The following is an 11,280-nucleotide window of genomic DNA, read 5'->3' as shown; positions in this document are numbered from 1 at the left end:
TCTACCGCGTCTACAGCGCCGAGTCGAACGTGATCGGCTTGGCCGGACGCCGTCCGGGGATGTCGGTCACTCGACCGGCGGACCTCACGGCAGCAGCCCCGAGCGGGTCGATGGCCGACAGGGGCGTGTGCGGCCGGCGCACGGGCCTGGGGGCGGCGGAGTGGTGCTTCGCCGGCGTCACCGGAAGGTTCATTTTTTGGGACTTTCGTTGGGTTGAGTGACTGTCGAGGCGGAGGCTATCAGTTGGATCTACGGTACGGGGTTGATTCTTGCTAGATTTCATGCTTAGCGCCGAGTCCGGGTTTTCGCAATCGGAGTGGGGCCGGCAGTGTGAATCCGATTTCCGGGTGACGCGAAGGCCCGGCCGGGGAGACGTCAGTTCGGCGGGTGCCGGTTGCGTGCAGCGGTGACGGCTCACGGCGGTGCCGGTTGTGTGCAGAGCTGACGGCTCACGGCGGTGTTGGTTGTGTGCAGGGGTGACGGCTCACAGCGGTGACTGCCAGGTGAACGTGGTGCCCGCGCTGCCGTCACCCGTGGCGCCGTCGTCGTGGACCGTCAGGCGGACGCCCGCGCGGCTGTCGGGCAGGGTCGCCGTCGCGTCGACCGTGACATCGATGCGGGACACCCCGGCGCGGCGGGACGCGACGGCCAGCGCGCGGCGCAGGCTCGCGAGCAGATGGCCGGCCACGGACTCCGAGACCAGGCTCTCCACGGCGCCGGTGAATCGCGTGGACGGCTGGAAGCCGAGGACCGCCGCCGCGCCGGCCGTCTCGCGCAGCACCTTGCCGCGGAACGTCGTGGGGGCGTCCACCGGGGGCTGCTGCAGCGCGAAGATGGCCGTACGGACCTCCTGGACGGTGGACTGCAGCTCGTCGACAGCCCGGCCGATCGTGGCGTCCACATCCTCGCCCGAGCCGCCGGTGTCCGTGTCACCGCCGGCGCCGACGCTCCTGCGCTGTGTGGACTCGAGCATCATGCCGGTCGCGAACAGCCGCTGGACGACCAGATCGTGCAGATCGCGCGCGATACGGTCACGGTCCTCGTAGACCGCGAGGCGCTCGCGGCTGTGCTGGGCGTCGGCGAGGACCAGGGCCAGCGCGGCCTGCGAGGCGAACTGCGTGGCCAGCAGTCGTTCCACGGAGGTGTACGGCCGGTCGCCGCGCCGGCGCGGAAGCGCGAGTGTGCCGATGAGCCGGCCGCCCGACTGGAGGGGAAGCATCATGCTGGGCCCGAAGCGCGTCCGTACATGGGTCGTCATCCGGGGGTCGGTCGCGGAGTCGTCGATGAACACCGGCTCGCCGCCCAGGAGTTGTTCGAGGACCGGGCTGCCGGGCGCGATCGTCGTGCCCACGATGTCGCCCGCGTCCTCGAGCGTGGAGGCGGTCACGATCTCCATGCCGCCGTCCACCGTCGGCTGGAGGATGACGCCCGCCGAGGCGTCGGCGAGGATCCGGGCCCGGTCGGCGACGGTCGTCAGCGCGTCGGCGGCGGCCTCACCGGAGAGCAGCGCGGTGGTGACGGCCGCCGCGCCCTCGATCCACCGCTCGCGCTGCCGGGCCGTCTCGTACAGCCGGGCGTTGGCGATCGCGATGCCCGCCTGAACGGCGAGGACGCGCAGCAGCTGTTCGTCCTGGTCGGTGAACGGGCCACCGGACTTCTCGGCGAGACACAGGTTCCCGAACACCTCGTCATTGACGCGGATGGGGACGCCCAGGGAGTCGTCCGTCCGCCCTAGGAAACTCCTTCGGCCGGACTCGGGCAGCTCCGCCGTACGGATCTCCATCGGCCCGTCGTACCCCGGATCGGCCATGCTCAGCGCCGCGTACCGGGCCCCCGTCAGCTCGGCGGCGCAGTCCACGATGCGCTGGAGCGTGGCCCGCAGTTCGAGGTCGGTACCGACGTTGATGGCGGCTTCCAGGAGGGCTGGGAGGCGGGGGACGGGGTCGGTCATCCGCGGGCCCCGGAACGCTGGGCTCTCAGTTCGCCAGCGGGTTGAGGATCAGCGGCTCGATCTTGCCCTCCAGCATGTAGCCGAGCCCCTGCACGGCACACACGTCGGGCCGCTCGGCGATGTGCACCGGCATGCCCGTAGCCTGCCGCAGCATCTGGTCAAGGCCCGGCAGCAGCGCGCTGCCGCCGACCATCATGATTCCGCGGTCCGCGAGGTCGGCCACCAGGTCCGGCGGGCACGCGCGCAGCACCTTCCCGATCCCGTCGAGCACCGCGGTCAGCAAGGTCTGGATGGCATCGCGTACGGCGGCGGTGTCGACCTGTACGGAACGGGCCAGGCCGGTCGCCACGTCACGCCCGTGGATCTCCGTCGACGCGGGACCGTGCGGGGTGAGCCCGTTGCCCGAGAGGGCGAGCTGCAGGGGCCGTACGGCCTGACTCGGCAGCATCAGCTCGTGCTGATGCCGCAGGTGCTGCACGATCGCGTGGTCGACGGCCTCACCGCCCACCGGGACGCGCTCGGCGGTGACGATCGAGCCCAGCGACAGCACGGCGAGCTGGGTCGCGGCGGCCCCGCACACCATGACCATGGTGGCCTCGGGCTGTTCGACGGGCAGACCACACCCGACCGCGGCGGCGATCAGCGTGTCGACCAGCTCGACCCGGCGCGCCCCCAGCCCCACCAGCGTCTCGATCGCGGCGCGCTGCGCCAGCGGGTCGGCGTCGTGCGGGGTGCAGGCGGCGGCCCGCAGCCGCGGCTTGCGGCGCAGGGTTCGGCGCACCTTGTCGCCGAGCAGCTGACGCAGCATGCGCTGGGCCATCTCGATGTCGACGACCGTGCCACCGCTCACCGGCCGGACGACACGGATGTAGTCCGGTGTACGGCCCGTCATCTTCTCCGCGAACTCGCCGACCGCGATCAGCGCGCCCGTCTTCGTGTTGATCGCGGCGACGCTCGGCTGGTCGACGACCAGACCCGCGCCCTTCACGTACACACGGGTCCGCGCCGCGCCCAGGTCTACGGCGAAGTGACAGCGGCGCAGCTGCTCCAGACTGTCGGTCATGGCAGGTCCTCCCGAGAGCGCAGACCGTGGGGTCCCGCCGGGCGGCGGTCCTCTCTCGCATCGTGCGGTCCCCGAGGAGATGTCGCCTTTTGTGGGGGGCCGGGCGGGGTGCGGCTGAATGGGTGGTCTTCGGACGGGATACGCGTCTAGGAGGTACGCACTGCGTCGAGTACCGGTTCCAGGGACGTGATGATCTGCTCGCAGCCCGCCCGCGTCAGCCGTCGCTCGACACCCGTCTGCCGGGTGAGGCCGACGAAGGGGAGACCGACGGCGTTCGCGGCGGTCAGTTCGGCGACGGTGGAGCCGATGAGCAGCGCCTGCGGGGCGGCGACCGCCAGTTCGTCCAGGGCGCGGTGGAGACAGTCGGGGTCCGGCATCAGCAGGGTGAGGTCGTCGGACCGTCCGTGCACGCCGCCGGTCACCGAGTCGGCCAGACCCCTGGACGTCAGATAGGACAGGACGGCGCGCTGCGAGGCGTCCGTGACGACGGCGGGGCCCCGGCCGGTGGCCGCGAGGGCGCTGACCAGGGAGTCCGCGTACGGGACGGGTGACGCGGAGGCGACGGCTGCCGCCTCCAGCCGGTCCAGCCGCCGCCGCAGTTCGGGTCCGAACCGGTGGTCCGCGAACGCGCGCAGCAGGTCGTACGGATTGGCGTACCCCTCCAGGGGGGCCGTGGGCGCGCCCCCGGCCGGCAGGGAGGTGCCGCTCAGGGCGTCGTCGGGACTGCGCAGTTCCACGAGGAGCGTGGCGAGTTCGCGGTTCACGCGCTCGCGTTCCGCACCGCCCCACAGCCGGGCCAGCGTGCCGTGGAAGCCGAGGAGCACGCACTCGGCGTCGCCCAGGAGGGACTCCACGGGGAGACGCCCCGCCGACCCGCGCCGCACTGTGGACTCCACCGGCTCGGGAGGCGGGGCCTGCGACGCGGGTGCACCCTGGCTCAGCCGTACTGAGCACACCACCGACAGTCCCGGAACCGGCCATCTGCGCAGCCCCTCGTGCACCGCGCGCTGGGCGGCGCCCGCGCGCTGCAGGGGATGGTGGCGGGTGATGCGCCCGGCCTCCCTGACGAGGTGGTCGAGCAGTTGCCCGGACACGTCGGCGGTCTCGCCGCGGACGAAGGCCACGGGGTCGTCGACATGCCAGGACAGTTCGACCGACGCGGCGAAGGTGCTGCGTCCGTAGCTGGGCAGGAACAGCTCGTGGGTGGCCCCGTGCGTGGTGAGGTCGACCTCGTAATACGTGATCAGGGACCGTGGAGGGCGCTGGCCGAGCGGACGGTCGAGGTTGAGGCGGGTCAGTGAGCTGTCGGGTTCCGTGTGCACGATGGCGGTGCGGCCCTGCTCCGGGACGCGAATCCGGGTGAGGTCACGGATGGTGAACGGGCCGCGCACCAGGTCGCGTGGGACCGGTTCGGGCTCCGGGGCGCGCTCCGGCAGGTCCAGGGGGCAGTACCAGGCGAGGGGCGGTCCTTGGGGCCGCCCGCGCAGGGGGAGGAAGCGGGCCGGAGCGATGGCGGTGGCGCCGCTCATGAATTCCTGGTGCAGGGCGGGGGAGAGGACGACGATGACGTCCCCGTCGGAGTCAGCCAGACCGGTCAACAGGTCGGTGGTGGCCGGGCGGTCCGCGCGGGCGAACCGGGCGGTGTGCCAGAAGGTGATTCGGATCCTCGGTGGGTCCTCCAACTCCACCAGCGCTCCTGGGAGTTCTCGCAGCACCGAGTTCAGTGCCGTCAGTACGGATGCCTCCGGTTCGGTGATGACCACGTACCCGTTGTCCCGGCCGAGCAGCTCGTACTCGTTGGGGGCCATGTCGCTCAGGGCGAGCAGCCACGTCAGGATGCGGCCGACGGTGCTGTGGGTCCGGGGGTGCTCGCCGGGGGCGATGTACTCGACAACGATGGTGGGGCTGCCGCGTTCCGGAGCGGCGCGCAATGCGTGGTAGAGCTCCAGCATCGTGGGGTTCGGCTCGCTGTACTGCTTTTCCTGGAGCTCCTGGTAAGCCTCGTACGACTCGATGGCTTCCGCGATGCGGCCCAGCCCTTTGAGCGCCAGGATGTGCAGCCGCCGGAAGTCCTCCCGCTTGGGGTGTTCCCGGAGGAGCTCTCCGAGGTCGGCTGCCGCCTGCTCGAAGTTGCCGAGTTCCAGGTCGAGTTCCGCACGGGTGAAGCAGAGGGTCAGGCGTAGGGCGCGTAGGCGATTGCGGGCTGCTTTGGCGGCGGGGCCGGGGACGGCGTCGAGGGGGTCGCCGTGCCAGAGGTCGAGAGCGTACTGGATGGAGGTGCGAGCTCCCGCCGGGTCGCCCTCGGCTCGGCGGGACCTGGCTCTGGCGACGAGTTCCGGGCAGCGGTGGACGTCGATGGTGGAGGGAAGGGCGTACAGCGCGTAGCCGTCGCTGGTGGTAGCCAGGACGCCCGGGCCAAGGGCCTCGCGGAGCGCGGCGGCGTGGGCGGACAGGGCCCGGAGATGGTGACCGTCGGAGGAGCGATCCTCCCACAGGCCTTCGACGAGTTCGTCGTACGTGACCGTCCTGCCGTGCTTGAAGAGCAGCATGGCGAGCAGGGCCTTCTCCATCGGCGGGAGCGCGGGCAGCGGCTGGTTGCCCCTGCCGATCCGCACCTCGCCGAGCAGGCGGTAGCGGAGGCGGTCCGCCGTGACGGCGTCCAGGACCGTGTCGAAGGAGGGCGGCAGGAGAAGATCCATGCCGACGCGCCGGGTGTAGGCATCCAAAGAGAGCAGGCAGCCGACGGCTTCGGCGAACGGTGACCGGAACTCTTCGGGTACACCCGGGAGTTCCTCCGGGGACGTGCCGCCGGTCAGTCTCACGAGCAGGTGTCCGAAGTCGTTCAGGTCCTTCGACCTCTCCTGCTCGCGGGCCTCCCCCAGTACGAAGCGCATCACGAAACCGGTGAGCTTCACGGTACCGTCCGGGCACAGCAGCAGACTGTTCGGTGTGAGGCGGCCGTGCGCGGTGTCGTGGTCGTGTACGGCCTTGAGGCCGCGCGCGACCTGCTGGGCGAGCGGCGCGAGCATCGTGAAGGGCAGCCGGAAGCCGCCCTGGGCGGTCAGCTCTGCCAGGGTGACGCCCTCCACGAACTCCGTGACGAGGTACGGGACGCCGTTGTCGACACCGAAGTCCTGAACCGCCGCCACGTTCGGGTGGCTGACCACGGAGAGGAGGCGCGCCCTCTCCGTGAACCGTTCGAGGTTCCGGCCCACCGAGTACTCGTACACCGCCACGACCCGGCCGAGCTGGGTGTCCTGTGCCCGCCAGACCTGCGGAGAGCCCAGCCCGAGCCGCTGTACGAGCCGATACCGCCCCAGGATCAGGGAGGATGCTTCCTCCGAGCCCCCGCGGCCCCCCAATCGCCGCACACTCTCCTCCCGCACCGCCGCGAACGGCTCGCTCCCGGCCCTCGCATCCCCCGGGCCAGGGGCCACTACGGGAAACTCCCCGGCGGCCACTCCCGCCCGGGCGTCGATCAACGCACCTACTCGGGAGAGGAGTTCGGCCGTACGGGTGTGCGCGGTGCGCGGCAGCGTGCCCAGCAGGAGCTCGCGGACGCCGGGACGGAAGGCATACGAACCGGGCGGGCCCGGTGTGCTGCTGAGCACCCCGCTGAGGATGACCTCCGCCAGGTGCTGCGGCTGCGGGCTGGGCTCGATCGCGGCCTGGACCAGCCGCATGACGGGCAGTTCGGCCCGCCCGACGGCGAGATGCCCCGCGAGGCGGAAGGCCTCGGGGGAGGCGATGGAGCGGAAGCGGAGGACGAGCTCCTCGGGGGAGAGCTGCTCGACGTCGCTTCGGCCCTGGTCGTCCAAGGGCGCGGGCGGTGGGGTGGGCTCCAACAGAGCGACGGAACCTGTGAGTTGACCTGCCCGCCCCACCAGTGACGACCAGTTCGCCAGCCAGGGCGCGGACGGCTCCAGGACCGGCAGGGGGAGCACTCCCGGGTCCGTGAGGCCTCCGGTGAGGTAGGAATCCACGGTGTACGCGGAGTTGGGCGCCGCGGGCCACGGCGCGGCGATCTGCCCGGTCGTGGCCGGCAGGGCGGTGGTGCGCCACAGGCGTTCGGGCAGCGGCTGGAGCACGGCCACCGGCATCCGGGCCGCCCAGCGCCGCAGCGTGCGATACCAGCGGGTGCCCGCCGGTCCGCCGCCCCGCCACTGCGGGCCCATGCAGTCGCTGACCAGGAGGGTGACCGTGCGTCCGTCGGCGTACGACTCCTGCGAGCCGGGGCGCCGTACCGTTCCCTCCGCGGTCAGCCGGTGCAGCTCCACCGTGCGGAAGACGCCCGACTGGGCGAGCGCGGTGTGCAGCTCGCGGACGAGCGGGCGCCAGACCGGCATGGTCGGCCCGGCGTCGTACAGGAGGTGCAGGGTCAGCCAGCGTTCGGTGGCTGGGCGCAACACGGGCACCCACCACTGCGGCGCCGCACCGAGCCCCGCGATCCGGTGCGCGGTCGCCTCCTCGTCGAGCTCCTGGCCGACGGGCGCGGGCACCCGGCGCTTGAGGGGACGAAGGGTCCGCTGGAGTGCGAGGGGGTGCGCCAGCATCGGGGGAGCGGGGGCGAGGAGCGTGGTGTACGGACCGGTGGCCCGGTCGTCCGCCGCATCGCCGTCGTCCCCGGTGCCGGACGCGGGGAGCGACAAGGGGACACGGTGGTCCGGGCGGTGCGGTTCGGCGGGCGGATTCCCAGGCGGCGCGTCCGGCGGTACTTCCTGCGGCGCGTGCGCCTGCCCGGCCGCCTCCGACGGCCGCGGGGCCGCGTCGTGACGACCGTCGGAGCGGGGCTCGTCGGCGGCCCCCTCGTCCGGCCCCGCCACGTGCCCCGCGAGCCACAGCAACTCGGCCAGCTCGACAGAGGTCGGCGCCTCCCCACCGCCCAGCCGCGCCAGCAGCCGGGCGAGTCCGGCAGGACCGGAGAGCCCCGCGCCTCGGTCACCCGCCCCCTCGGCCTCAGAACTCATCGTCGTCCTGAGTCCGGCTCAGATACGGCATCAGCTGTTCCGCGAGATCGTCGCGAGACGCCGCGTCGATGCCGGCCGCGCCGGTGAGGTAGATGGCGTTCAGGAGCTGGTCCGTGGCGAGTTCGCCGCCGGTGCCGCGAGAGAGGAAGCGGGTGATCAGTTCGCGGCCGTAGGCGTCGGGCTCGCCGAGGTGGGCGCGGACGATGCTCTCGAGGTGGGCGTCGCGCGGCTGGTGGAGTTCGAGGCGGACGCAGCGGCGGAGGAAGGCGGGCGGGAACTCGCGCTCGCCGTTGCTGGTGAGGACCACGAAGGGGAACGCGCGGCAGCGGACCCGGCCGCGGGAGACGGTCACGCGGTCTTCCGTGCCGGCGATCATCACCTCGGCCGCGGGCGTGTGCCGTGCGGCGCGGACCAGCTCAGGGATCTCGTACTCGCCCTCCTCCAGGATGTTCAGCAGGTCGTTCGGCAGGTCGAGGTCGCTCTTGTCGATCTCGTCGATGAGGAGGGCCCGGGGGCGGCGGTAGGGGAGCAGGGCCGTGCCGAGCGGACCCAGGCGCAGATGGTCCTGGAGCTCGCTGTCCGGGGGGAGTTCGCGCGCGGCGGCGCGCCCGGCGGCGTACAGGCGCGAGAGCGGGTCGTACTGGTAGAGGCCGTCGTGGAGGGTGGTACGGCTGGTGATGTTCCAGCGCAGGACCGGGCCGAGCCTCACCTCACGTGCCACCGCGTACGCCAGGCTCGACTTGCCGCTGCCGGGCGGCCCCGTCACGAGCAGCGGGCGGCGCAAGTACAGGGCCGCATTGACGAGTTGGACCGCGCGGTCCGTGGCGCGGTAGGTGCGGGCGCGGTGCCTGCGGTCCGGGGACGCGGCCGAGGTGTCGCCGTCCTCGGCGGGGGTGTCCAGCTCGGGGCCGCCGTCGAAGTCGCGCCACGGTGGCGGTGCGGGGAGCTTCGCGATGCCGTCGTGGGGCTCGCTCCCACCCGTGTAGACGGGCCACAGGGACATGGTCTCTCCTTGCCGATGCGTGCCGGTCGCGTGACCGACGGGGTGCTCAGAGCCTCAGGCGACGGGCGAGTGCAGATAGCCCATGGGGTCGGGCAGACATCTGGGGTCCTCCCAGAGCAGCGCCAGGTCGTACGCCCAATGCGGTTCCGCCGCGTCGGAGGCGTACGCCGTCTCGCGCAACTCATGGATGTGGGAAGGGAGTTCACTCGGCGGCAGGCCCGCCAGATGCTCGGCCAGCCGGTCCAGGAACGCGGCGCCCGTGCAGTCCTCGTGCGCCCCGCCGCGGTGCTCCCCACGGCAGCCGGTGCGCGGCCAGAGCATCACCGGCACGGCCGCGTTCAGACCGGCACGGAACAGCTGCCGAGTGCTGTCGGCGCGCGGCGGCGAGGCGAAGCCCACCACGTCGGCGCCGCGCCGCAGCCCGATGGTCAGCCGCACCGGATCCTGGCCCACGGCCCCGCAGCCGATCCGGTGCAGCCGTGCCGTGGGCTGCGCGTCGAGCCGCTGCCACTTCTGCAGCAGCTTGTGCTGCAGTCCGCCGCTGCGCCGCCGCTCCAGGTCCATCACGACCAGCGGCGCGAAGGAGCCGAGCGGGCTGTCGTCGTCGGCGCTGCGCTGCCAGTGCGCCACGTCGGCGTTGAGCCAGCGGCGCGGCAATACGAAGGCGATCAACTCCCGTGCCCCCGGCTCAAGTTCGTGGTACGCCTCGTCGATGCGCTCCAGCGCGTAGCCGCGCACGCGGTCGGCGGGAAGGGCACGCGAGCCGACCACCCGTCGGTGCCGTCCGTTGTACGCGGACACCTCGACCAGGAAGTGGTGGTCACCGCAGCCGCTGGGCGCGATCTCGACGAGGATCGGCGACCAGGGCTGGGTCCCCGCCGGGGGCCGGTACACCGGTGCCTGCGGGCGGTCGTACGGCCGCCGGGGCCAGGCCCGCAGCGCGCCCCTTGTCTGCGCGTCCTCGGTGAAGTCCGCGAGCCGCGCCACGAATCGCGCGACGGCGCCCGTGTCCGGCACCTCGGAGAGCAGATACCAGGCCGCGTCCCACAGCGACCCGAACCGCCGTGCCGGCAGCGGCGGACCGAACGGGCCCACGGCATCGCTGTAGAGCCGCTCGGGACTGCACTCCGGACTCCCGTCGAACTCCGGGCCGCGCTCCTCCACCAGCTCCCGCAACCGCTCCTTCTCCGCCCGCCCGTACTCCGGGGTCGGTATCAGCTCGCCGAGCCGGGGCCAGTACCTGGCCATGACCTGCGCGGGCAGCATCCGTCCGTTGCGGATCCCGGGATCCCGCGCTGCGGCCGAGACCATGCCGACCACCCGACCGGTGTCCGCGAGGGTCACCGCGGCGCCGCTGAAGCCGGGCACGAGGGGCTGCCCGTGCGCGGCCCACGCCTCCAGCTGGACCCACTCCCCGGCGATCAACTGGTCGGCGGTGGCCCGGTATTCGGCGAGCGTCCCCTCGTCGTACCGCTTGGGGAACCCGTACGCCAGCAGCCTGCGCGGCGGATCCCCGTAAGCGTCGGAGGGGGCCGCGAACTCCGCGGGTTTCCTCGGTACGGAGCGGTCCAGTTCAAGGACGGCGACATCGCCCGGGTGGGTGTCCTGCCCGTCCCAGCCGCCGTGCGCGACCACCTTCGCGTGGAGCGCGTCCTCGCCCTGCGCGAAGGAGACGTTCACCGCGTCCGTAGCGCTGCGCGCCACCACGTGCGCGCAGGTCAGCACGTGCCGCTCGGTGACGAGGAACCCCGCGCCCGTCTCCCGCCCGCAACTGATCCTGGCCTGCCAGGAGGCGCTCGTCATGGCCGCGTGGCGGTCCCCGGGGAGCCGGACCCGGACCCGTCGGACCGCGGCCCCGGCCGCTCGGGCGCCCAGGAGAGCTTGACCACCAGATGGCCCTCGACCGCGCTCTTGGCGATCAACGCGCCCGCCTCCGCGGTGAGTTTGACCCCGAACTCGATCTCCACGGAGTCGGGGCGCAGGCTGCCGTCGCGGAACACCCGCAACGCGGACTCCGCGGCGGCCCGTACACCCTCCAGGGAGCCCTCGAAGGTGCGGGTCGCCTGGACCGCGCCGTCGTCGCCCCGGGCGACGAGGCGAGAGCCGGACTCGTCCTCGATGCCCTCGACGACGATCACGGCGCCGTCGTCGGTCTTGAACTCCACCAGGCCGTCCATGAAGCCGAGACCCCCGTTGTGTGTGACGTTCACTCATCTTCATTGTCGGGGACGGCACTTGGCACTGTCCCGGTTTCCGTCGTTCGTACCCGCCCGTCCTGGCGGGAAGCCGCCAGGGC

Annotated in this window: 7 protein-coding genes; all 7 read right to left on the bottom strand. The window is 72.4% G+C overall.

What is annotated here, in order from left to right; all coding sequences use genetic code 11:
* Positions 1–10: 10 nt before the first annotated feature.
* Positions 11–193 (bottom strand): hypothetical protein, encoded by a 183-nt coding sequence (locus ACIBK0_RS01310; RefSeq protein ID WP_399074319.1) that lies wholly within the window; start codon positions 191–193, stop codon positions 11–13.
* A 291-nt stretch (positions 194–484) separates the two neighbouring features.
* Positions 485–1,951, bottom strand: a complete 1,467-nt coding sequence (locus tag ACIBK0_RS01305) for a GAF domain-containing protein (protein ID WP_399074317.1) — start codon at positions 1,949–1,951, stop codon at positions 485–487.
* 25 nt (positions 1,952–1,976) lie between these two features.
* Positions 1,977–3,014: a rod shape-determining protein gene (locus ACIBK0_RS01300; protein ID WP_399074315.1), complete on the bottom strand. Its 1,038-nt coding sequence runs from the start codon at positions 3,012–3,014 to the stop codon at positions 1,977–1,979.
* Positions 3,015–3,160: 146 nt separating this feature from the next.
* The gene (locus ACIBK0_RS01295; protein ID WP_399074313.1) at positions 3,161–7,981 is read right to left on the bottom strand and encodes an SAV_2336 N-terminal domain-related protein; all 4,821 of its coding nucleotides are present in this window, start codon (positions 7,979–7,981) and stop codon (positions 3,161–3,163) included.
* Positions 7,971–8,984 (bottom strand): AAA family ATPase, encoded by a 1,014-nt coding sequence (locus ACIBK0_RS01290; RefSeq protein ID WP_399074311.1) that lies wholly within the window; start codon positions 8,982–8,984, stop codon positions 7,971–7,973. Before ACIBK0_RS01290 ends, ACIBK0_RS01295 begins: the two co-directional genes overlap by 11 nt.
* Before the next feature lie 54 nt (positions 8,985–9,038).
* Positions 9,039–10,787 (bottom strand): trypsin-like peptidase domain-containing protein, encoded by a 1,749-nt coding sequence (locus tag ACIBK0_RS01285; RefSeq protein WP_399074309.1) that lies wholly within the window; start codon positions 10,785–10,787, stop codon positions 9,039–9,041.
* Positions 10,784–11,161 (bottom strand): CU044_2847 family protein, encoded by a 378-nt coding sequence (locus ACIBK0_RS01280; RefSeq protein WP_399075098.1) that lies wholly within the window; start codon positions 11,159–11,161, stop codon positions 10,784–10,786. The genes ACIBK0_RS01285 and ACIBK0_RS01280 overlap by 4 nt, the downstream gene beginning before the upstream one ends.
* Between the last annotated feature and the right edge of the window lie 119 nt (positions 11,162–11,280).

Origin of the sequence: Streptomyces sp. NPDC050564 (assembly GCF_044457265.1) — a bacterium.
Classification (GTDB): domain Bacteria; phylum Actinomycetota; class Actinomycetes; order Streptomycetales; family Streptomycetaceae; genus Streptomyces.
Note: the sequence above shows the minus strand (reverse complement) of the source record. Positions and strands in the feature narration are given on the sequence as shown.

What these genes read in the sequence shown, in the direction of transcription:
- ACIBK0_RS01310 (WP_399074319.1), bottom strand. Translation starts at nt 193, where the DNA reads ATGAACCTTCCGGTGACGCCGGCGAAGCACCACTCCGCCGCCCCCAGG.
- ACIBK0_RS01305 (WP_399074317.1), bottom strand. Translation starts at nt 1,951, where the DNA reads ATGACCGACCCCGTCCCCCGCCTCCCAGCCCTCCTGGAAGCCGCCATC.
- ACIBK0_RS01300 (WP_399074315.1), bottom strand. Translation starts at nt 3,014, where the DNA reads ATGACCGACAGTCTGGAGCAGCTGCGCCGCTGTCACTTCGCCGTAGAC.
- ACIBK0_RS01295 (WP_399074313.1), bottom strand. Translation starts at nt 7,981, where the DNA reads ATGAGTTCTGAGGCCGAGGGGGCGGGTGACCGAGGCGCGGGGCTCTCC.
- ACIBK0_RS01290 (WP_399074311.1), bottom strand. Translation starts at nt 8,984, where the DNA reads ATGTCCCTGTGGCCCGTCTACACGGGTGGGAGCGAGCCCCACGACGGC.
- ACIBK0_RS01285 (WP_399074309.1), bottom strand. Translation starts at nt 10,787, where the DNA reads ATGACGAGCGCCTCCTGGCAGGCCAGGATCAGTTGCGGGCGGGAGACG.
- ACIBK0_RS01280 (WP_399075098.1), bottom strand. Translation starts at nt 11,161, where the DNA reads ATGGACGGCCTGGTGGAGTTCAAGACCGACGACGGCGCCGTGATCGTC.